Raw genomic sequence first — 23,058 nt, 5'->3', positions numbered from 1 at the left:
TTTGCTTTTAAAAGCGTCTAATCATCCACTACAGGAGATAGATTATTCCTTTCTGTATAAGCTAAATTACTCTTCAATAATTTGAGCTTGTAGATAATTTTGAAGTCCCATGCGTTCGATAAGTTCAAGCTGGGTTTCTATCCAATCAATATGCCCTTCTTCATCGGTTAGAATTTCTAGCATAAGATCACGGCTGACATAGTCATGAATTGAATCTGCGTAAGCAATGGCTTCACGCAAATCTTTGGCGCCACCTAATTCTAATTCCAGATCAGAACGTAGCATCTCTTCAACATCTTCACCTATGTTTAGTTTACCTAAATCTTGTAAGTTTGGAATGCCTTCAAGGAACAAGATACGCTCGATATATTTATCTGCGTGTTTCATTTCATCTATGGATTCATGATATTCCATTTCATTGAGGCGTGTGAATCCCCAATTCTTGAACATTCGGGCATGTAGGAAATACTGATTAATTGCAACAAGCTCACCACCTAATAACTTATTAAGGTGGGCTATCATTTTTTTATCACCTTTCATTTTTATGCTCCTTTGCTTCTAGTCTTTTCAGTGTAGACCTTTTATACAAAGAGGAGAGAAAGGAAATTTAAAATATGTTATGCAACTTCAGAAATTTGTGGGTAAAGAGCTAATTGCTCATTTTCGATAAGTTGGCGGGCTTGGCGTACGCACTTACCGCAACAACTTCCAACGGGTAAGATCTTGCGTAATTCATTAATATTGTGGATTTGATGTTTATGAACAGTCGAGATAATTTTTTTATCACTCACACCGTGGCAAAGACATACGTACATAATAACAACCTCATTAACTACTCACGACCAAGATAGTAAATGATAATTATTATGATTTCAATTTCTATTTATTTGACTTAGGTGTTTTATTGTTTATATCATCAACGATGATGCAGGAAAAACATTAATATCTTACTGAGATTTAAAATATCTAATCTTCAGATACAAAAAAGGGCATCCTACGATGCCCTCTTCATGCATAAATCTATCAGGAATTAACCTAATACTTTAGCAACAACGCCCGCACCTACTGTACGGCCACCTTCACGGATAGCGAAACGTAAACCGTCGTCCATCGCGATTGGGTGAATCAGTTCAACGATCATGTTGATGTTGTCACCTGGCATTACCATTTCTACGCCTTCTGGTAATTCGATAGTACCAGTTACGTCAGTTGTACGGAAGTAGAACTGTGGACGGTAGCCTTTGAAGAATGGAGTGTGACGACCACCTTCATCTTTGCTCAGAATATAAACTTCTGATTCGAATTTAGTGTGTGGCTTGATTGAACCTGGTTTAGCCAATACTTGTCCACGTTCGATTTCTTCACGTTTAGTACCACGCAGAAGAACACCAACGTTCTCACCTGCACGACCTTCGTCAAGTAATTTACGGAACATTTCAACGCCAGTACAAGTTGTTTTAACGGTTGGTTTGATACCAACGATTTCAACTTCTTCACCAACTTTAATAACACCACGCTCAACACGACCTGTTACTACTGTACCACGGCCTGAGATTGAGAATACGTCTTCGATTGGTAACAGGAATGGTTTGTCAATTGCACGCTCTGGTTCTGGGATGTATGAATCCAGTGCTTCTGCTAATTCAACAATTTTTGCTTCCCACTCAGCTTCGCCTTCCAGTGCTTTCAGCGCTGAACCACGGATTACTGGAGTGTCATCACCTGGGAAATCGTACTGAGACAGAAGTTCACGAACTTCCATTTCTACTAATTCCAGTAACTCTTCATCATCTACCATGTCACATTTGTTCAGGAATACGATGATGTAAGGAACACCAACCTGACGGCCTAACAGGATGTGCTCACGAGTTTGTGGCATTGGGCCATCAGTCGCAGCAACAACCAGGATAGCTCCGTCCATTTGCGCAGCACCAGTGATCATGTTTTTAACATAGTCGGCGTGACCTGGGCAGTCTACGTGTGCGTAGTGACGAGTTGGTGTGTCGTATTCTACGTGTGAAGTAGAGATGGTGATACCACGAGCTTTTTCTTCTGGTGCGTTATCGATTTGATCGAATGCACGAGCAGCACCACCGTAAGTTTTAGCTAAAACTGTAGTGATTGCAGCAGTCAGAGTTGTTTTACCGTGGTCAACGTGGCCGATAGTACCAACGTTAACGTGCGGTTTTGAACGTTCAAATTTTTCTTTAGACATTTAAATTGTCCCTCTAAGACACGGAATCGGTGGTTACACCACATCAACCAAGCAGTAAGTAAATTAGCGATTTGCTAGTGCTTGTTAAGATTTTAATCAGGGAGGCAAGAACATGAAGGAGTGGTGCTGATAGGCAGATTCGAACTGCCGACCTCACCCTTACCAAGGGTGCGCTCTACCAACTGAGCTATATCAGCACATCTGGAGCGGGCAGCGGGAATCGAACCCGCATCATCAGCTTGGAAGGCTGAGGTAATAGCCATTATACGATGCCCGCAGAACTCGGCTACCTGACTTAAAATCAGCTTTGTATTCTACTTAAGTGTTTACTAATTTAAAACACTTAAGTTAGGAATTAATGGTGGTGGGAGAAGGATTCGAACCTTCGAAGTCTGTGACGGCAGATTTACAGTCTGCTCCCTTTGGCCGCTTGGGTATCCCACCAAACCTAATTTTTAATGGTGCCGGCACCAAGAGTCGAACTCGGGACCTACTGATTACAAGTCAGTTGCTCTACCAACTGAGCTATGCCGGCTAAGTGGTGCGCATTCTAGGAGGACTTTCATCATGATGCAACAAAAAAATTGCGATATTTGTTCTTTTGCTTAGATTTTGTTCGTTTTTAATTGAATTGTTGATTTTTTAGGAAAAAAACGACCAAAATGCCAACAAAAATTCATGATAGATTAGCAAGCTAATTTATCTATTCAGTCCCAAATTTATTAATCATCAATAAATTTTTAGAAAAAAGATTATTGCACCCTTATTAGTCTACGCTAAAAAATATTTTTATGACTATTTTTTGTACTTTTTTTACAAATTTATTCAGTTCGTGTCAAAAAAAGTAGAAAAAATTAAAAAAATATCTACGCCTAAGAGACATCACTCGTTATGATGCTGTTTATTTTTTATCGGATACGGGTGTTTTAAACAGCCTGTCCAACCTGCGAATATTAGGCAGATGTTGGCTTATGAATAACAAAGAACGCTTTATAACCCCTTATTTAGAATTTGACAGGAAGCACTGGGCAACGTTAAGAGATTCCGTTCCTTTAACGCTAACCGAAAAAGAGATTGTCGATTTAAAAGGGATTAACGAAGAAATTTCTATTGATGATGTCATTGAGATTTATCTTCCTCTTTCAAGATTACTCAATTTTTACATAAGTTCTAATTTACGTCGTCAAGCCGTCTTAGAGCAGTTTCTTGGAACAAGAAGCGCCAAAATCCCTTATATTATTGGTATAGCCGGCAGTGTTGCTGTTGGTAAGAGCACCACAGCTCGTTTACTACAAGCACTTTTAACCCGTTGGCCAGAACATCGTAAAGTTGATTTAATTACTACTGATGGTTTTCTTTTACCTAATGCGGAGTTAAAGAAACGCGGGATAATGAAAAAGAAAGGATTTCCTGAATCCTATGATATGCATAGCCTTGTCTCTTTCGTTTCTGATATAAAATCAGGCAAGAAACAAGTAACAGCGCCTGTCTATTCTCATTTAGTCTATGACATCATCCCGGATAAAAAACAGGTTATTGAACAACCTGATATCTTAATTCTTGAAGGATTAAATGTATTACAGAGTAATCAGGATTATCCTCATGATCCGCATAATGTTTTCGTATCAGATTATGTAGATTTCTCTATTTATGTTGATGCTGATGAAGAATTACTAAAACACTGGTATATCAGTCGCTTTTTAAAATTTAGAGAAGGTGCGTTTACTGATCCTGAATCGTATTTTAATAATTACTCTAAATTAAGCAGAGAAGAATCTATTGAAATAGCATCTTCAATTTGGCAAGAAATTAATGGTTTGAATTTAAAACAAAACATATTGCCAACGAAAGAAAGAGCGAGTCTTATACTAACCAAAGGCCAAAGTCATACGATCACCAACGTTCGATTACGTAAGTAAATCTAAACAATTAGTGGTACTTGATCTCAATATCATTGTATTTCAGTTATTCAAAGTAATATCGATAAACAAAAAGCTTTCCAATTTAGGAAAGCTTTTTTAGTTTTAGATGTTCAATGCAATTTAAAGCATTACAATGCAATTCTCAATGAAATTTCACCACCTATATAAGGTATGATTTTTCCATCTTGTTCCAAAAGTAAGGCACCTTGGTCATTGATACCTTTGGCAATACCAAAGATCTCTTTTTCACCAATAATAAGCTTCACTCGGCGATCCATAAAGTTATCTAAACGTTTCCAACGCTCGATAAACATAGATAACCCTTGTTTTTCAAACTGAACAAATGCTTCCCTTAGTGCATTAGTAATTTCACAAGCAAGTTCATTTCTATCAATTTTGATACCAACTTGCTCTAAATTAATCCATTGCTGGTTAATGGCTTCAGTTTGATTTTTACTCATTGCAATATTGATACCAATACCCGTAACAATATGAGCAACATCACCGGTTTTCCCTGTTAACTCAACAAGAATACCTGAAAGCTTTTTATCATTTAAATAGAGATCGTTAGGCCATTTAACTTTAACGCCATCTGCACCAAGCTTTTGTAATACCTCAGCCATAATAACGCCGACAACCAAACTCAATCCTATTGCAGCAGCAGGTCCTTGATCGAGCCTCCAATACATACTCAAATATAAATTTCTACCAAAAGGCGAAATCCATTGGCGTCCTCTTCGGCCTCGTCCTGCTGACTGGTATTCAGCAATACAAACATCACCCGATTTTAATTCGCTAATACGCTGTATCAAATATTGGTTAGTAGAATCTATAACAGGAATAACACTGGCTGGTTCACCTTTAATGTTTTTGTTTACACTATCCGCATTCAACAAATTCATAGGAGCATCTAATTGATAGCCCTTTCCTGCGACAGTTTGAACATCTATACCCCAACTACGCAATGTTTGAATATGTTTATTAATACCTGCGCGTGTCATTCCTAAGCTTTCGCCTAGTTGCTCTCCTGAATGGATGTTTCCATCAGCAAGAATTTCAATTAATAATAAGGGAGTTGGTGTTTCTTTCATGAAATAGCGTCCACTGCATTGATTTCGCCATATTGGCCAATAAAACGGACTTCTGGCTCTAATTGCACACCAAAGCGCTCAAAGACTTTTTGACGTATATATGCAGCTAAATTAACAATGTCTTTGCCTGTTGCTAGACCCTCTTTATTGATAAGAACAAGTGCTTGCTTCATATGAACAGCAGCACCACCAATCTGATGGCCTTTAAGACCACATTGATCAATCAGCCAACCTGCAGCAAGTTTTACACCATCTTGTTGAACATATTGAGGACAGAAGGGATATTCTGCTTTTAAATGTTGTGCAATGCGAGTATCAACAATTGGGTTCTTGAAAAAACTACCTGCATTACCTGTTATGGTAGGATCTGGTAGTTTACTTGTTCTCATAGAGCACACAGATCCAAACACATCTTTTGGTGTTACTGTTTCTAATGATAATTTTGATAAATCGCCATAGGTAAGAATAGGCTCCCATTTTTTGCTAAGCTGTAACCCTACAGCAACAATGGCAAAGCCTTTCTGGTAGTGATGCTTGAAAATACTATCACGGTAACCAAACTGACATTCATCATTAGATAATCGATGAACATGACCTGTACTTAGCTCAACTATATCAACATAAGCACAAACATCTTTTAATTCTTTGCCATAAGCACCGATATTTTGTATTGGTGCTGAACCTACATTTCCTGGGATCAGCGCTAAATTTTCTAGTCCATAGATATTCTTTTTTAATAGAAATTCAATAAGTGCATGCCAATTTTCGCCCGCACCAACATGAATAGACCAATATTGCTCATCTTCAGTAATCTCAATTCCAGTAATACAATTGCGGATAACAATACCATTAAAATCTTCTGTAAATAGTACGTTGCTACCACCACCTAGAATAAGGGTGGGCAACTTCTGCTCATGGGCATTTTGCCAGCATGTACAAAGCTCATCTTTATTATTTGCAGTGTCTATTTGGTGAGCTTTTGCTCTCAAACCAAATGTATTAAATGCTTGCAATGAAACCGATTCTTTCATGAAAGTCTACCTCATTTAGCTGATGGCTTAGTTTAACAGCCAAGCATCGCTGAGGATAGCAAAGTGATAGGTGATTAGTGTGGGGATATTACATCTGTATTTCAAATTTCTTAGATAGCAAAAAAGCCAACCCAGTGGGTTGGCTTTCTCGTCTTATTTGATGCCTGGCAGTTCCCTACTCTCACATGGGGAGGCCCCACACTACCATCGGCGCTACAACGTTTCACTTCTGAGTTCGGCATGGATTCAGGTGGGTCCGCTGCGCTATGGCCGCCAAGCAAATTCTGTTTTTATAACTATCTGTTTATGTAGTTATAATTAATTTTTTATGGTGCTGATACCCAGATTCGAACTGGGGACCTCACCCTTACCAAGGGTGTGCTCTACCAACTGAGCCATATCAGCACTAGTGGCTTATTGTCACCGGCTGACACAGCCTAAATTTAATGCCTGGCAGTTCCCTACTCTCACATGGGGAGGCCCCACACTACCATCGGCGCTACAACGTTTCACTTCTGAGTTCGGCATGGATTCAGGTGGGTCCGCTGCGCTATGGCCGCCAAGCAAATTCTGTTTAATCACCCGTTACTTCGATTTCTCTTCGTAACCAGCAATGTTCAATCTTAAACAAGCCTACTTCATCTACTGTCGTCTCTCAGACAAAACACCTTCGGTGTTGTCAGGTTAAGCCTCACGGTTCATTAGTACTGGTTAGCTCAACGTATCGCTACGCTTACACACCCAGCCTATCAACGTCTTAGTCTTAAACGTTCCTTTAGGTCACTCTAGGTGACAGGGAAGACTCATCTCGAGGCAAGTTTCCCGCTTAGATGCTTTCAGCGGTTATCTCTTCCGCACTTAGCTACCGGGCAATGCCATTGGCATGACAACCCGAACACCAGTGGTGCGTTCACTCCGGTCCTCTCGTACTAGGAGCAACCCCTCTCAATCTTCCAACGCCCACGGCAGATAGGGACCGAACTGTCTCACGACGTTCTAAACCCAGCTCGCGTACCACTTTAAATGGCGAACAGCCATACCCTTGGGACCTACTTCAGCCCCAGGATGTGATGAGCCGACATCGAGGTGCCAAACACCGCCGTCGATATGAACTCTTGGGCGGTATCAGCCTGTTATCCCCGGAGTACCTTTTATCCGTTGAGCGATGGCCCTTCCATTCAGAACCACCGGATCACTAAGACCTACTTTCGTACCTGCTCGAGCCGTCACTCTCACAGTCAAGCTGGCTTATGCCTTTGCACTAACCGCATGATGTCCGACCATGCTTAGCCAACCTTCGTGCTCCTCCGTTACTCTTTAGGAGGAGACCGCCCCAGTCAAACTACCCACCAGACACGGTCCCCGATCCAGATTATGGACCTAGGTTAGAACATCAAACGTTAAAGGGTGGTATTTCAAGGTTGACTCCATGCAGACTGGCGTCCACACTTCATAGTCTCCCACCTATCCTACACATCAAGGCTCAATGTTCAGTGTCAAGCTATAGTAAAGGTTCACGGGGTCTTTCCGTCTTGCCGCGGGTACACTGCATCTTCACAGCGAGTTCAATTTCACTGAGTCTCGGGTGGAGACAGCCTGGCCATCATTACGCCATTCGTGCAGGTCGGAACTTACCCGACAAGGAATTTCGCTACCTTAGGACCGTTATAGTTACGGCCGCCGTTTACTGGGGCTTCGATCAAGAGCTTCTCCCTAAGGATAACCCCATCAATTAACCTTCCAGCACCGGGCAGGCGTCACACCGTATACGTCCACTTTCGTGTTTGCACAGTGCTGTGTTTTTAATAAACAGTTGCAGCCAGCTGGTATCTTCGACTGGCTTCGGCTCCGTCCGCAAGGGACTTCACTTACCGCCAGCGTGCCTTCTCCCGAAGTTACGGCACCATTTTGCCTAGTTCCTTCACCCGAGTTCTCTCAAGCGCCTGAGTATTCTCTACCTGACCACCTGTGTCGGTTTGGGGTACGATTGTTGGTAACCTGAAGCTTAGAGGCTTTTCCTGGAAGCAGGGCATCAATTGCTTCACCACCTTAGTGGTTCGTCATCACACCTCAGCATTAAGTGACCGGATTTGCCTAATCACTCTGCCTACATGCTTGAACCGGGACGACCGTCGCCCGGACAACCTAGCCTTCTCCGTTCCCCCATCGCAGTTACCACCAGTACGGGAATATTAACCCGTTTCCCATCGACTACGCTTTTCAGCCTCGCCTTAGGGGTCGACTCACCCTGCCCCGATTAACGTTGGACAGGAACCCTTGGTCTTCCGGCGTGCGGGTTTTTCACCCGCATTATCGTTACTTATGTCAGCATTCGCACTTCTGATACCTCCAGCATACCTCACAGTACACCTTCGCAGGCTTACAGAACGCTCCCCTACCCAACAACACTTAGTGTTGCTGCCGCAGCTTCGGTGCATGGTTTAGCCCCGTTACATCTTCCGCGCGGGCCGACTCGACCAGTGAGCTATTACGCTTTCTTTAAATGATGGCTGCTTCTAAGCCAACATCCTGGCTGTCTGAGCCTTCCCACTTCGTTTCCCACTTAACCATGACTTTGGGACCTTAGCTGGCGGTCTGGGTTGTTTCCCTCTTCACGACGGACGTTAGCACCCGCCGTGTGTCTCCCGTGATAACATTCTTCGGTATTCGCAGTTTGCATCGAGTTGGTAAGTCGGGATGACCCCCTAGTCGAAACAGTGCTCTACCCCCGAAGATGAATTCACGAGGCGCTACCTAAATAGCTTTCGGGGAGAACCAGCTATCTCCCGGTTTGATTGGCCTTTCACCCCCATCCACAAGTCATCCGCTAATTTTTCAACATTAGTCGGTTCGGTCCTCCAGTTAGTGTTACCCAACCTTCAACCTGCCCATGGATAGATCACCGGGTTTCGGGTCTATACCCTGCAACTCATTCGCCCAGTTAAGACTCGGTTTCCCTACGGCTCCCCTATACGGTTAACCTCGCTACAGAATATAAGTCGCTGACCCATTATACAAAAGGTACGCAGTCACCCCATAAAGAGGCTCCTACTGCTTGTACGTACACGGTTTCAGGTTCTTTTTCACTCCCCTCGCCGGGGTTCTTTTCGCCTTTCCCTCACGGTACTGGTTCACTATCGGTCAATCAGGAGTATTTAGCCTTGGAGGATGGTCCCCCCATATTCAGACAGGATAACACGTGTCCCGCCCTACTCGTCGAGTTCACAATAACAGCATCTTCGGATACGGGGCTATCACCCTTTACTGCCGGACTTTCCAGACCGTTCTCCTGATGCTGCTATTGATTAAGACTCTGGGCTGTTCCCCGTTCGCTCGCCGCTACTAGGGGAATCTCGGTTGATTTCTTTTCCTCGGGGTACTGAGATGTTTCAGTTCTCCCGGTTCGCTTCATTAACCTATGTATTCAGTTAATGATAATATCCATTGGATATTGGGTTTCCCCATTCGGAAATCGTCGGGTATAACGGTTCATATCACCTTACCGACGCTTATCGCAGATTAGCACGTCCTTCATCGCCTCTGATTGCCTAGGCATCCACCGTGTACGCTTATTCGCTTAACCTCACAACCCGAAGATGTTTCTTCTCGAAGACAAATGTCTTGGAGTGTCACACTTCAAGGTCTGAGATTTTGAGAGACTCATCAATATACCTCGGTGATATATTGATTTGTTTTCAATTTTTCAGCTTGTTCCAGATTGTTAAAGAGCATAATAGGTAAAATAACTCATACGAATTATCTTAACTATTCTCTGACTTGCATCAGACTATAGTGTGGTACGCCTTTCACTCATACCGCGCAATTGGCGTCCCCTAGGGGATTCGAACCCCTGTTACCGCCGTGAAAGGGCGGTGTCCTAGGCCTCTAGACGAAGGGGACTTCAGTCAGCTTCGCAGACGCGCTTTTGCTCGTTCTTCATCAGACAATCTGTGTGAGCACTGCACATAACACGTATCTCTTAGGTAAGGAGGTGATCCAACCGCAGGTTCCCCTACGGTTACCTTGTTACGACTTCACCCCAGTCATGAATCACAAAGTGGTAAGCGCCCTCCCGAAGGTTAAGCTACCTACTTCTTTTGCAACCCACTCCCATGGTGTGACGGGCGGTGTGTACAAGGCCCGGGAACGTATTCACCGTAGCATTCTGATCTACGATTACTAGCGATTCCGACTTCATGGAGTCGAGTTGCAGACTCCAATCCGGACTACGACAGACTTTATGAGTTCCGCTTGCTCTCGCGAGGTCGCTTCTCTTTGTATCTGCCATTGTAGCACGTGTGTAGCCCTACTCGTAAGGGCCATGATGACTTGACGTCATCCCCACCTTCCTCCGGTTTATCACCGGCAGTCTCCTTTGAGTTCCCGCCATCACGCGCTGGCAACAAAGGATAAGGGTTGCGCTCGTTGCGGGACTTAACCCAACATTTCACAACACGAGCTGACGACAGCCATGCAGCACCTGTCTCAGCGTTCCCGAAGGCACTCCTCTATCTCTAAAGGATTCGCTGGATGTCAAGAGTAGGTAAGGTTCTTCGCGTTGCATCGAATTAAACCACATGCTCCACCGCTTGTGCGGGCCCCCGTCAATTCATTTGAGTTTTAACCTTGCGGCCGTACTCCCCAGGCGGTCGATTTAACGCGTTAGCTCCAGAAGCCACGGTTCAAGACCACAACCTCTAAATCGACATCGTTTACAGCGTGGACTACCAGGGTATCTAATCCTGTTTGCTCCCCACGCTTTCGCACCTGAGCGTCAGTCTTTGTCCAGGGGGCCGCCTTCGCCACCGGTATTCCTCCACATCTCTACGCATTTCACCGCTACACGTGGAATTCTACCCCCCTCTACAAGACTCTAGCCAACCAGTTTCAGATGCAATTCCCAAGTTAAGCTCGGGGCTTTCACATCTGACTTAATTGACCGCCTGCGTGCGCTTTACGCCCAGTAATTCCGATTAACGCTTGCACCCTCCGTATTACCGCGGCTGCTGGCACGGAGTTAGCCGGTGCTTCTTCTGCGGGTAACGTCAATTGCTAAGAGTATTAATCTTAACACCTTCCTCCCCGCTGAAAGTACTTTACAACCCTAAGGCCTTCTTCATACACGCGGCATGGCTGCATCAGGCTTGCGCCCATTGTGCAATATTCCCCACTGCTGCCTCCCGTAGGAGTCTGGGCCGTGTCTCAGTCCCAGTGTGGCTGATCATCCTCTCAGACCAGCTAGAGATCGTCGCCTAGGTGAGCCTTTACCCCACCTACTAGCTAATCCCATATGGGTTCATCCGATAGCGCAAGGTCCGAAGAGCCCCTGCTTTGGTCCGTAGACGTCATGCGGTATTAGCCACCGTTTCCAGTAGTTATCCCCCTCTATCGGGCAGATCCCCATACATTACTCACCCGTCCGCCGCTCGTCAGCAAGAAAGCAAGCTTTCTCCTGTTACCGCTCGACTTGCATGTGTTAGGCCTGCCGCCAGCGTTCAATCTGAGCCATGATCAAACTCTTCAATTAAAAGTGTTTGATGCTCAAAGAAATCGAAAACTTAGCTATTCATAAATGAATTTACTTTTGTTGTTCACTCTTCAAGACTTGATACATCTAATATTTTAGAAGATATCGTCTCTGCGAGTGCCCACACAGATTGTCTGATAATTTGTTAAAGAGCAGTGCAACATTCGCTGCCGTTTCCGGTCTTCTGCGTTGTTGCGAGGAGGTGCATTCTACATCTTCCTCATTCAGTGTCAAGCGTTTATTTTCAAGGCTTTCCACTTTTTTCTTCGTTCTCTCGGCTAACTCACTTAGCGTGGTTTGCCGTGACAACGAGGGCGCATTATAGGGAGTTTTGTGAAGCTGGCAACACTTTTTTTGAGTTTTTTTACTGACCGTTGAATTTTCAATCAAATTGCACTTAAAGTGCCAGTTTTCTGAGCGATTCGAAGCCAAAACTCGCCAAAACAGGTTTTAGTAATTCGCTATTCTCATCTTCTTTTAAGCAATAAGCGAAGTTAATTTCATTTGAACCTTTTATTTTAGCTTGATTTACGACCAACCACGCAGTTCTTCGTGCAATTGCAGCACCAGAATCGATAATTCGTGTGCCATCAGGTAAAACAGAAAGAAGTTCATCTGCTAATAAAGGGAAATGAGTACAACCTAATACCACTGTATCGGGTGGCTCTTTCATTTTTAACCAAGGTGTAAGAATTTTGCGAAGCTCATCTAAAGGAACCTCTTCACCATGAAGTTTTCTTTCTGCCAGTTCCACCAGCTCAGCCGAACCTAAAGAGTGAACTTTGCAATCAGTTGCAAAGCGTTCAATAAGTTCGTGAGTATAAGGACGTTTAACTGTCGCTCTGGTCGCTAATAATCCAACCACACCGTTACACGTTAATTTAGCCGCTGGCTTAATAGCTGGAACAACACCCACAATAGGGATCTCTGTAAACTTGGCGCGTAAAGCAGGAAGGCTTACTGTACTTGCTGTATTACAAGCAATAACAATAGTGGCGAGATCATGTTTTTTAGCAACCGCGCTAACTATTCGAACAACACGGTCAATAATGAACTCTTGTGATTTTTCACCGTAGGGGAATGCTTCATTATCGAAAACATAGATATAGTGAGCCTCCGGTAGTTTTTCACGGATCTCACGATAAACAGATAAACCGCCAACCCCTGAATCAAAAACTAATACAGTAGGGTTAGCGGTAGATAGTGCATCAGAAGTTGTAACTTCCTGTGAGGAAGTATTCTCGTCCTGGCGTGCGATAGCCATAAGCTGTCTCATAATCTTTATCAAACAGGTTGGCTATTCTACCACGAATTGAGAGATGTGATGTAATAGGATATGAAGCAGTTAGATCCCAAATGCTCACACCGCCTAAAGAAACAGGTTTAGCCGGGCTTGTGCCGAAATCTTTATCTGTGCGCTGGCCGATATATTGGTAAGTAATTCCCATATCCAATTTCTCGACTTGCCAATCCAGTTGATATTTCAGCTGTTGACGAGCACGACGATCAAGACGTTGATGCGTTTCTTTATTTCTTGCATCTATATATTGCAAGTTAAAGGTATGATGAAAAATCCAAGTATCCATTTCACCTGTAAATTCCACACCTTTAATTAACGCCTCGCCAATATTATGATTTATCCATCCCTGAGTAGAATCAGCTTGAATAAGATTACTAACATCATTTCTATATGCCGTTAATCGCCACTCGACAGGCCCTGTTAATCCTTCAAAACCTCCTTCCCACTGTTTACTCTTTTCTGGCTGTAAGTTTGGATTACTTCCCCATTCACTATAAAGTTGCATCAGTGTCGGAGCTTTAAATGCCGTACCATAACCACCAATCAGACGATAACCATCAACAAACTCCCAACCTAGGTTAGTTTGCCAAGTAGTATGCCAGCCATACTCTGAGTGCTTATCAGAACGCACAGAAGCTTCAGCTATAATTTCGCCTAATTTCTGCTGTCCTGTTAGATATAAACCGGTATTGTCGAAGTGTTCTTTATTAGGAAATCCATTGGAGCCTGCTTTAATAGATTGACGTTGCCAATCAACACCCCCACCGATACTGCCATTCCCTAATAAAAGGTGATTTCCCCACTGCACATTATATTGTTCAGAGTTGGTAAAACGGCTTCCTTTACCATAGCGACCATAACGAGGATCATAGTCATAATCTTTGGTGTAGTTATAGCTAGTATTTAAAGAAGAAGAATAGTTATCGTGATGGAACTTCACACCACCATCATAGGTACGGCTAAATAGCGCTCGAGTATCCGTAATAATAGTGTTGTCGATATAATCAGGCTCAGCATCATAAGCAGTGCGATTATCAAAACCATAAGCACGTGCATATAAAGAAACGTTATCGTTAATATAGTGATTAACCCCTAACCACAGTGACTTATTCATAAAGCCATCGCGATCAGGTTGTGGATGCCCTCCAGTATTCCCATTGGCTTCTACATCATAACCTTTAGTATAGAGATAACTACCTGCTGCCGTTAATGTCGTTCTATCCCCAACTTTCTGTTTTACAGAGCCATCATATTCTTGATAACCATGAGAACCCATTGTGGCATTAAGCGTTCCTCCTTCTGTTTTTCTTTCTGTGAGAATATTAATCACACCACCAATTGCATCAGAACCATAAACAGAAGAACGAGGCCCTCTTATATATTCAATACGTTGAACAAGAGAAAGGGGAATTTGGCTAATATCGGAACTACCAGACACATTAGCCTGATTTAAACGCACACCATCCACTAAAATAAGAACATGACGAGATTCAGTCCCACGTACATAAATAGAGCTCACTTGCCCTATCCCGCCGTTTTGCCCCACATCAATACCTGGCATTCTGCGTAATACATCAATAACACTATTACTCTGCCAACGATCGATCTGTTCACGTTCAACAATAGTGATAGGCGCTAGAATAGAAGAGTTCGGCTCTTGAAAGCGATTCGCAGTCACACTTAATGTATCGCTGTTATTCGCAAACGCGCCAAAACTACTCACCATGACACTCAAAGCCACACTCGAAGCTATACTTGAAATAAAGAAAACTTTTTTATTATTCATGAAAATCTGCATCCAACAGAATAAGTAGCAGGATGCCGCCAAAATTAAATAAAGCGCGTATTTAATTTAAGATGCGACAGGTCTTCGGCAGGTCTTCGGACTCTAGGTTAAATAAACAATTTTGTGTATTTAAGATAATGACTTCCCACCGCACTTATTAAAGTGCTTTGTAGTGTCTTTTATTATCCTTGATCCTATTACCGCTGCGCGTCAGTTCTGGCTTTGCACCAGATTCCCTTTTCACTCCTATAGGAGACCGAATAACTATGCTACGATTTCAAATCCACTGAGTCCAGAAATTGAACATGAAGAATACTGGACATCTTCATGAGGATCTCTACAATTTCGCTCGCTTAACTTTATTACTGCCAAAAAAAGGCGAGATACCATGCAGAATTCATTACCAACGCAAACATATCAGTCTCAACTGAATGAAAAAACACAACGCCTACAAACAATGATGGCTCCTTTTAATGCGCCTGATGCAGAGGTTTTTTCATCCCCAGAACAGCATTATCGTATGCGTGCGGAATTCCGTATCTGGCATGAAGAAGATTCTCTCTATCATATTATGTTTGACCAAGAGACTAAGCAGCGTATTCGTGTTGACCAATTTCCGGTTGCCAGCCAGCTTATTAATAAAATGATGGTTACCTTGTTGGCAGAAATAAAAGATAAACCAACACTCAGAAAGAAACTGTTTCAGATTGATTACCTTTCTACGTTGAGTAATAAAATTATTGTCTCACTGCTTTATCACAAGAAAATTGATGAAACTTGGCAACAAGAAGCAATGGCATTACGCCAATCATTAATTGCTCAAGGATTTGATGTGCAATTAATCGGTCGTGCATATAAAACAAAAATTATGCTCGATAACGATTTTATTGATGAAGTGCTACCCGTTGCTGGCAAAGAGATGATTTATCGCCAAGTTGAAAATAGCTTCACGCAACCTAATGCACAGGTCAATATTAAGATGTTGGAATGGGCATTACAGGCAACGGAAAATGCAAAAGGCGATCTGCTTGAGCTGTATTGCGGTAATGGTAACTTTTCATTAGCGCTCGCGCGTAATTTTGATCGTGTGCTAGCAACAGAAATTGCCAAGCCTTCTGTTTATGCCGCGCAATATAATATTGCAATGAACCATATTGATAATGTGAAGATTATTCGCATGTCTGCGGAAGATTTTACTCAAGCAATGAATGGAGTAAGAGAATTTAAACGCCTAGAAGGGATTGATTTAAAAGATTACCAGTGTGAAACCATTTTTGTTGACCCTCCTCGTAGTGGTTTAGACGAGAAAACTGTAGAGTTGGTTAAAAGTTACCCTAGCATTTTATACATTTCTTGTAACCCAGAAACACTGTGCCAGAATTTGGAAACGCTAATTAAAACACATAAAATCAGTAAATTAGCTTTATTCGATCAGTTCCCATATACCCATCACATGGAATGTGGCGTGTTATTAGAAAAAAGATAACTACTTATTTCACTTGTTATCGATAAAAAACCCGCAATAGCACAAATAAAAACAAAAACACCAGCAAGATAACTTGCTGGTGTCAAAATTTCGCTGTGTTTACAACAAAGAGATAAGTACAGACTAGTACTGTTCTGCTTGTGATGCTCTTTCAGCTTCTTCTGCCTGTATACGTAGGCGTTGACGCTGTTTGAACTGACGATAAATCCACAACGCAACGATAACGATACACACTGAAGAGAAGAAATTTGAACCCCATTCAGGGTTAACTGTTCTGGTGTAAGCGTTATAACCGAACAAACCTAATAAAAAGAATGAAAAAATCAGCTTAGGCATACCATCGGTCATAGGTTGATTTAAATAGCGCTGATATAAACAGTAAACTGCCAAGATTAAACTGATAAGTGGGAAAACCGACCACGTCTCAATAAATGGATTAAAAAAACTCGAATAAGTACCATGTAAAGCGACACCAATGACTGTGGCAAGTAATAGCGTGCTTTTTTCACAGCGATTTTGTTCCATCATTTGTCTCCTTTCTGATGCGTTTTTTTCTTTATCTCTGGGTTATCTTGTAGAGGTATTTGCGTTTCTTGCTCACGTCGATACCAATAATAGGCACCTTTAGCAATCATTCGCAGTTGTATAACTAATCTTTCTTCTAATTGTTGACGCTTTTCAATATCGATATCCAGTGCTTCTGCGCCTGCACTAAATACAATAGTGACCATTGCTTCAGATTGCATTTCTGTAAAATAACGTGGCATATGGCTTTCTTGCTCAAGGTAGTCTGCCAGTTCTGCAATAAAATGTTGGATCTCTCGTGCGACCGCGGCACGAAATTCCGCCGAAGTCCCTGAACGCTCACGTAATAATAATCTAAACGCATTAGGATTATTGCCAATGAATTCCATAAAAGTAGCTACAGATGTTCTAATAACACTACCACCTTTAGCAATACGTTGACGTGCTTGGCGCATTAATTGACGTAGCATCAATCCACTTTCATCAACCATCGTGAGCCCTAGTTCATCAACATCTTTAAAATGGCGATAAAATGAGGTAGGTGCAATACCTGCTTCTCTAGCCACTTCTCGTAAACTTAGGCTTGTAAAGCTACGCTCGGCACTGAGTTGGCTAAAAGCAGCTTCAATTAAAGAGCGGCGGGTTTTTTCTTTTTGTTTAGCTCTGATGCCAATATTATTACTCACAGAAATCCTGATAATCCTAATTTGGTTTATACTCAATATATCAAACTTTGTTAAAAAAGCAGTGCGTACAATCATCTCTCAAGACACATTCTCATAAAAACTCAACAAAGTGTGACTAATGCCCTTAATGTCAATTGGGCTATTATTCATTCTAATGTTAATATAGCGTTGTCGGTTTGTATAAAACAGGTCTCTTCCTATGCAACATTCTCATTTCGATGCAATTGTGATCGGTTCAGGTCCTGGTGGTGAAGGCGCGGCCATGGGGCTTGTTAAACAAGGAAAGCGCGTCGCAGTTATAGAACGTTATAACAAAGTCGGTGGTGGCTGTACTCACTGGGGAACTATTCCTTCAAAAGCCCTACGTCACGCGGTAAGTCGTATTATCGAATTTAATCAAAACCCGCTTTACAGTGACCAATCTCGTCTGATTAACTCCTCTTTCTCTCAAATACTTCGCCAAGCAAGTACCGTAATTAGTCAGCAGACTAAAATGCGTCAAGGTTTCTACGAGCGTAATAATTGTACAATGTATTCGGGCGAAGCTGCGTTTATTGATGAACACAGGATCAGCGTGCGTTATCCTGATGGTACTTGCGATATTCTTTCAGCAGATAACTTTATTATTGCAACAGGCTCGCGTCCTTATTGCCCGCCAGATGTCGATTTTTCTCATTCTCGTATTTATAACAGTGACACTATTCTCGATTTAGAACATGAACCTCACCATGTCATTATCTATGGTGCTGGTGTCATTGGTTGTGAATATGCCTCTATTTTTAGAGGATTAAGAGTAAAAGTAGACTTAATTAATACTCGTGATCACCTATTATCTTTCCTTGATCAAGAGATGTCTGATGCACTTTCTTATCACTTCTGGAATAACGGCATTGTTATTCGTCATAATGAAGAATATGAAAGTATTGAAGGTGTCGATGATGGTGTGATTGTTCACTTAAAATCAGGTAAAAAAGTCAAAGCAGATTGCCTACTTTATGCGAATGGTCGAACAGGAAATACAGACACACTTGGCTTAGAAAACGTGGGTATTAAAACAGATAGTCGTGGACAAGTTTCTGTTAATGCACATTACCAAACCAGTTGCGAACACATTTATGCAGTCGGTGATGTCATCGGTTACCCAAGTCTCGCTTCAGCTGCTTATGATCAAGGTCGAATTGCAGCTTTGGCGATCACAACCGGAAAATCAGAAACACATTTAATTGAAGATATTCCGACGGGGATCTACACCATTCCTGAAATTAGTTCTGTTGGTAAAACAGAGCAACAACTCACTGCAATGAAAATTCCTTATGAAGTAGGTCGCTCTCAATTTAAACATCTGGCAAGAGCGCAAATAGCAGGTATGAATGTAGGGAGTTTGAAAATTCTCTTCCACCGTGAAACTAAGCAAATTTTAGGTATTCACTGCTTCGGTGAGCGTGCCGCTGAAATTATTCATATTGGCCAAGCGATTATGGAGCAAAAAGGTGAAGGCAATACTATCGAGTATTTCGTTAATACTACCTTCAACTATCCAACAATGGCAGAAGCCTACCGTGTTGCTGCACTTAATGGTTTAAATCGCTTATTTTAATGCGTTTTGTTTTTCTGCATAAAATGCGGTCATATGTTCACGGATTGTCTCTGCTAACTGTTCATAACGATTACGCAAAGGCGATCCGGGACGGTAAACCAAAATAATAGAACGTGATGGATTGGGATCAGTACATTCTAGATAACAAACCCCATCACGTTTTTGTTCTTGAGGTACAGATAAATCAGGTAATAACGTTATTCCACTACCAGCAGCGACCATATTACGCAAAGTCTCTAAACTCGTTGCTCTAAAATGCGTATCTTCTTTTGCACCCGCTTGAAAGCAAAAACCTAACGCTTGATCGCGTAAACAGTGCCCATCTTCTAACATTAATAAACGCTGTCCCGCTAAGTCGCCCATCGGCACAGACTCGCGTTCATGCCAAGGATGTCCTTCATAAATCGCTAACTTCATTGGCTCTTCAAATAGAGGCACTTCAATAAATGGCGCACTCTCTTTTACCATTGCTAAAATTGCACAATCGAGTTTTCCGCTATCTAACTGAGCTAATAAGCTATGAGTTTGTGCTTCATGAAGATACATCTCTAACTTAGGGTAGTTTTTATGTAATTCAGGAATGATATGAGGCAATAAATAAGGGCCAACAGTAGGAATAAGCCCAATATGTAAAGGCCCTGCCATACTTTCGCCTTGTAATGAAGCCATTTCTTGTAGAACTTTGACTTCACGTAAAACGGTTTTCGCTTGATCCACCAGCAACAAACCTTGTTGAGTAAACAGAACCTTACGGCTAGTTCTTTCAAGCAACATCACACCAAGTTCATCTTCAAGTTTACGAATTTGACCACTTAATGTTGGCTGACTCACATGGCAAGAATCTGCCGCACGGCGAAAATGTTTATGCTCAGCTAGAGCCACCAGATATTCCAAGTCACGGATATTCATTGCAGATCCCATATTTATTGCTGATAGTTAATGTCTATAGATAATATAGTAACTGATAAATTTTTCTATCAGTCGAATGTTATTCTGTCTCTCTTTTTCAAAATTTTTTGAATAAACAACTCAAACAAAACTAATTACTTCATACTCTAAAGAATTCAAGATGAATATAGATATTATCGGCAATTTAAAATAAAAGAACAGAGTGATATTCACTCTGTTCTTTTTGAATAACAATAAGTTGTCTCAGATAAACTCTTTTCTTACTTATTCATATCTAAAACTTCTTTGGCTTTTGCTATCGCATAAGCAACCTGTTTTTGAGAAACACCACCTTTTGCAAGACGTTTATCTAAGCAAGATTGAAGCGATAAAATATCGTACACATCAATCATGATTTTACTGTTAAACATCTGTAATTCAGAAAGAGGGAGTTCTTCAATCGCTTTACCTTGCTCAATGGCGCAAACAACCACTTCACCCACAATATGGTGAGCTTCACGGAATGGTACACCTTTAGCAACAAGATAATCCGCCAATTCAGTGGCGTTAGCATAACCTTGTTTAGCGGCTTCTTCACAGCGGGGGCGACGGATTTGAATGCCATCAAGAACTAATGTTGCCATATGCAAGCAATCAGACCATGTATCGACGGCGTCAAATAGGCCTTCTTTATCTTCTTGCATATCTTTATTGTAAGCGAGAGGTAAACCTTTTAAGGTCATCATCATGCCAGTTAATGCGCCTTGTACTCGTCCACATTTCCCACGGATAAGCTCCAGTGCATCTGGGTTTTTCTTTTGTGGCATTAATGATGAGCCAGAAGTCACTTTGTCTGATAATTCAATAAAGCCCGCTTCACCACTATTAAAGAAAATAAGATCTTCTGCAAAACGAGATAAATGCACCATACCAATAGCCGCAGAGGATAATATCTCTAAGACATGATCACGATCGGATACGCTATCTAAGCTATTATTGGTTGCACTCGCAAAACCTAACCATCCCGCTAATTGTTCACGATCGATATCATAAGCTGTTCCGGCTAAAGCGCCACAACCTAATGGGCTGACATCTAAACGTTTTAATGCATCAGCTAAACGGCTTTCATCTCTGGCTAGCATTTCATTGTATGCTAAACACCAATGTGCAAAAGTGACTGGCTGAGCGCGCTGTAGATGGGTATAACCCGGCATCACGGCATTTTGATTTTGTTCTGCGGTGATAACTAAGGCTTTTTGTAGCTCAACAATCGCTTGGCGAAGATGAATGACTTCTTCTTTACACCATAGCTTTAAGTCTGTTGCGACCTGATCATTACGGCTGCGGCCTGTGTGTAATTTTTTACCTAAATCGCCCACTTTGGCAATAAGCTTACTTTCAACCCAGCTATGAATGTCTTCAGCATCACTTTGCAAGATAGACTGCGGATTTGCCGTGACTTCTTCTGATAATTCATTTAACGCTTGCTCAAGTTGAGCTTGTTCATCTTGCGACAATACGCCAACTGTGACTAACGCTTTAGACCAAGCTACTGAGCCAAAGATATCCTGTTGTGCCAGTCGAAAATCAAACCGCAGTGAATCATTGAATTGTTTAAACCGTTGATCAGCTTCCTGACTAAAACGTCCACCCCAGAGTGCCATAATCGCTTCCTGTATTTATTCTGTGTAATAAAAAAGAGTGAGAGTGATGCTTGTTAGCACCACTCTATTGCTTTGCGTTATTTCTTGCTCAGTGCACGAATACGTGATGGCAGGGAATATAAACGGATAAAGCCTTCAGCATGGCTGTGATCGTAAACTTCATCTTCACCAAAGGTTGCAAACTCTTCAGAGTACAGGCTGTTGTCTGATTTCTTCTGAATAGCATTCACATGCCCCTTATAGAGCTCTAAAACCACTTCGCCATTCACATCTTTTGCCAGTGATTCAGCAGCAGCTTGTAGTGAAGCACGAATTGGCGTAAACCAACGTCCATCATAAGCGACATAAGACATCTCTAAGCCTAATTGCTGACGCCATTTAAATGCATCTCTATCAAGAACAAGTTGCTCAACACCACGCAGAGCAGCCATCATGATAGTGCCCCCTGGGGTTTCGTAGCAGCCACGTGATTTCATTCCTACTAAACGATTTTCAACAATATCAATACGTCCGATACCGTGTTTAACACCTAATGTATTTAGTGTATCTAAACATTCAAAAGGTGATTGTGTTTTACCGTTTACTGCAACAACTTCACCTTCTTTAACTGTAACTGTAACTAATTCTGGCGTTTCTGGTGCTTTCTTAGGATCAACGGTCCATGCCCAGCAATCTTCATTTGACGCATTCCATGGGCTCTCTAATACGCCACCTTCTGTTGAAATATGCCATGCGTTTTCATCACGGCTATAAATTTTCTCAAGAGTTGCTGTTGTTGGGATATTACGAACTTTTAGATAATCCAACAGCGCTTCACGAGAACGTAAATCCCACTCTCTCCAAGGAGCAACCACTTTTAGTTGTGGAGCAAGTGCCGCATAAGTACTTTCAAAACGAACCTGATCGTTACCTTTACCCGTTGCACCATGAGCAACAGCATCTGCACCTAATTTTAATGCGAGTTCAACTTGTGCTTTAGCGATAACAGGACGTGCCATTGAAGTACCTAATAAATAGCTACCTTCATATAAAGCACCGGTTTTTAACACAGGATAAACATAGTCTTTGATAAACTCTTCGCGTAAATCAACGACATAACACTCTGAAGCACCTGAAGCTAATGCTTTTTGTTCTACACCCACTAAATCATCACGGCTTTGACCAACATCAGCAACAAAAGCGACAACCTCACAGTTATCATAATGTTCTTTTAGCCAAGGAATGATTGCAGATGTATCTAATCCACCAGAGTATGCCAATACAATTTTCTTAATACCTTTAGTCATAGTGATAACCTTCAATTCCCAATTTGTTTAAATTCTGCCAACTACCAAATAGCG

Annotated in this window: 15 protein-coding genes, 6 tRNA genes, 4 rRNA genes and 1 riboswitch; of the genes, 3 read left to right on the top strand and 22 right to left on the bottom strand. The window is 42.0% G+C overall.

The window, feature by feature from the left end; translation table 11 throughout:
• Positions 1–66 precede the first annotated feature (66 nt).
• The 7 genes from bfr to GTH25_RS00600 all read right to left on the bottom strand — a co-directional run bounded on the left by bfr (position 67) and on the right by GTH25_RS00600 (position 2,750).
• Positions 67–540 (bottom strand): bacterioferritin, encoded by a 474-nt coding sequence (gene bfr / locus GTH25_RS00630; protein WP_159363720.1) that lies wholly within the window; start codon positions 538–540, stop codon positions 67–69.
• Positions 541–617: 77 nt separating this feature from the next.
• A complete protein-coding gene (gene bfd / locus GTH25_RS00625; protein WP_075674371.1) occupies positions 618–815 on the bottom strand; it encodes a bacterioferritin-associated ferredoxin in 198 nt (65 codons plus the stop codon).
• Between the two features lie 215 nt (positions 816–1,030).
• Entirely contained in the window at positions 1,031–2,215 is a 1,185-nt protein-coding gene (gene tuf / locus GTH25_RS00620) for an elongation factor Tu (protein ID WP_036933947.1), read from the bottom strand.
• Positions 2,216–2,336: 121 nt separating this feature from the next.
• Positions 2,337–2,412: transfer RNA gene (locus GTH25_RS00615), tRNA-Thr, on the bottom strand.
• A 5-nt stretch (positions 2,413–2,417) separates the two neighbouring features.
• Positions 2,418–2,492: transfer RNA gene (locus GTH25_RS00610), tRNA-Gly, on the bottom strand.
• An 82-nt stretch (positions 2,493–2,574) separates the two neighbouring features.
• Positions 2,575–2,659 (bottom strand) — tRNA-Tyr (locus GTH25_RS00605).
• 15 nt (positions 2,660–2,674) lie between these two features.
• Positions 2,675–2,750 (bottom strand) — tRNA-Thr (locus GTH25_RS00600).
• Positions 2,751–3,186: 436 nt separating this feature from the next.
• Here GTH25_RS00600 and coaA point away from each other — a divergent pair.
• Complete coding sequence (gene coaA, locus GTH25_RS00595; RefSeq protein WP_099660050.1) at positions 3,187–4,134, top strand: type I pantothenate kinase; 948 nt, start codon at positions 3,187–3,189, stop codon at positions 4,132–4,134.
• A gap of 131 nt (positions 4,135–4,265) precedes the next feature.
• Here coaA and birA read toward each other — a convergent pair whose 3' ends face one another.
• The 10 genes from birA to btuB all read right to left on the bottom strand — a co-directional run bounded on the left by birA (position 4,266) and on the right by btuB (position 14,872).
• The gene (birA, locus tag GTH25_RS00590; protein ID WP_075674347.1) at positions 4,266–5,228 is read right to left on the bottom strand and encodes a bifunctional biotin--[acetyl-CoA-carboxylase] ligase/biotin operon repressor BirA; all 963 of its coding nucleotides are present in this window, start codon (positions 5,226–5,228) and stop codon (positions 4,266–4,268) included.
• On the bottom strand, positions 5,225–6,259 hold the full coding sequence (gene murB / locus GTH25_RS00585; protein WP_159363718.1) for a UDP-N-acetylmuramate dehydrogenase: 1,035 nt from the start codon (positions 6,257–6,259) through the stop codon (positions 5,225–5,227). Before murB ends, birA begins: the two co-directional genes overlap by 4 nt.
• A gap of 162 nt (positions 6,260–6,421) precedes the next feature.
• Positions 6,422–6,537 (bottom strand): 5S ribosomal RNA (rrf, locus tag GTH25_RS00580).
• 51 nt (positions 6,538–6,588) lie between these two features.
• A tRNA-Thr gene (locus tag GTH25_RS00575) sits at positions 6,589–6,664 on the bottom strand.
• A gap of 43 nt (positions 6,665–6,707) precedes the next feature.
• Positions 6,708–6,823, bottom strand: a 5S ribosomal RNA gene (gene rrf, locus GTH25_RS00570).
• A gap of 116 nt (positions 6,824–6,939) precedes the next feature.
• Positions 6,940–9,842 (bottom strand): 23S ribosomal RNA (locus GTH25_RS00565).
• Positions 9,843–10,083: 241 nt separating this feature from the next.
• Positions 10,084–10,159: transfer RNA gene (locus tag GTH25_RS00560), tRNA-Glu, on the bottom strand.
• 84 nt (positions 10,160–10,243) lie between these two features.
• Positions 10,244–11,786, bottom strand: a 16S ribosomal RNA gene (locus GTH25_RS00555).
• Together the 16S, 23S and 5S rRNA genes with 2 tRNA genes alongside form the textbook arrangement of a ribosomal RNA operon.
• A 397-nt stretch (positions 11,787–12,183) precedes the next feature.
• A complete protein-coding gene (gene murI, locus GTH25_RS00550; RefSeq protein ID WP_164530264.1) occupies positions 12,184–13,050 on the bottom strand; it encodes a glutamate racemase in 867 nt (288 codons plus the stop codon).
• Positions 12,995–14,872, bottom strand: coding sequence for a TonB-dependent vitamin B12 receptor BtuB (btuB, locus tag GTH25_RS00545; RefSeq protein ID WP_099659457.1), 1,878 nt, complete (start codon positions 14,870–14,872; stop codon positions 12,995–12,997). Before btuB ends, murI begins: the two co-directional genes overlap by 56 nt.
• 69 nt (positions 14,873–14,941) lie before the next feature.
• A riboswitch (cobalamin riboswitch) is annotated at positions 14,942–15,148 on the bottom strand.
• 112 nt (positions 15,149–15,260) lie between these two features.
• Between btuB and trmA the strand changes: the two genes are divergently transcribed.
• On the top strand, positions 15,261–16,358 hold the full coding sequence (gene trmA / locus GTH25_RS00540) for a tRNA (uridine(54)-C5)-methyltransferase TrmA (protein ID WP_075672970.1): 1,098 nt from the start codon (positions 15,261–15,263) through the stop codon (positions 16,356–16,358).
• A gap of 123 nt (positions 16,359–16,481) precedes the next feature.
• Here trmA and GTH25_RS00535 read toward each other — a convergent pair whose 3' ends face one another.
• Together GTH25_RS00535 and fabR are read right to left on the bottom strand one after the other, a co-directional pair.
• Positions 16,482–16,883: a YijD family membrane protein gene (locus tag GTH25_RS00535; protein WP_075672971.1), complete on the bottom strand. Its 402-nt coding sequence runs from the start codon at positions 16,881–16,883 to the stop codon at positions 16,482–16,484.
• Positions 16,883–17,569, bottom strand: coding sequence for an HTH-type transcriptional repressor FabR (gene fabR / locus GTH25_RS00530; protein ID WP_069366914.1), 687 nt, complete (start codon positions 17,567–17,569; stop codon positions 16,883–16,885). Before fabR ends, GTH25_RS00535 begins: the two co-directional genes overlap by 1 nt.
• A gap of 199 nt (positions 17,570–17,768) precedes the next feature.
• On the opposite strand from fabR, the gene sthA reads away from it, so the two are divergent.
• Complete coding sequence (sthA, locus tag GTH25_RS00525) at positions 17,769–19,166, top strand: Si-specific NAD(P)(+) transhydrogenase (RefSeq protein ID WP_069366816.1); 1,398 nt, start codon at positions 17,769–17,771, stop codon at positions 19,164–19,166.
• Here the strand turns inward: sthA and oxyR are convergent.
• The 3 genes from oxyR to GTH25_RS00510 form a co-directional block, all read right to left on the bottom strand.
• Positions 19,158–20,075 carry a DNA-binding transcriptional regulator OxyR gene (gene oxyR, locus GTH25_RS00520; protein WP_075672972.1) on the bottom strand — a complete coding sequence of 306 codons (918 nt, stop codon included), beginning with the start codon at positions 20,073–20,075 and terminating at the stop codon, positions 19,158–19,160. The two genes, sthA and oxyR, sit on opposite strands and share 9 nt — an antisense overlap.
• A 260-nt stretch (positions 20,076–20,335) precedes the next feature.
• On the bottom strand, positions 20,336–21,718 hold the full coding sequence (argH, locus tag GTH25_RS00515; protein ID WP_156732975.1) for an argininosuccinate lyase: 1,383 nt from the start codon (positions 21,716–21,718) through the stop codon (positions 20,336–20,338).
• Positions 21,719–21,795: 77 nt separating this feature from the next.
• A complete protein-coding gene (locus tag GTH25_RS00510; protein WP_075672974.1) occupies positions 21,796–23,004 on the bottom strand; it encodes an argininosuccinate synthase in 1,209 nt (402 codons plus the stop codon).
• Positions 23,005–23,058 lie beyond the last annotated feature (54 nt).

This window comes from Proteus terrae subsp. cibarius, assembly GCF_011045835.1.
Taxonomy (GTDB): Bacteria; Pseudomonadota; Gammaproteobacteria; order Enterobacterales; family Enterobacteriaceae; genus Proteus; species Proteus cibarius.
The sequence above is the reverse complement of the archived record's forward strand: the minus strand, read 5'-3'. Positions and strand labels throughout refer to the sequence as shown.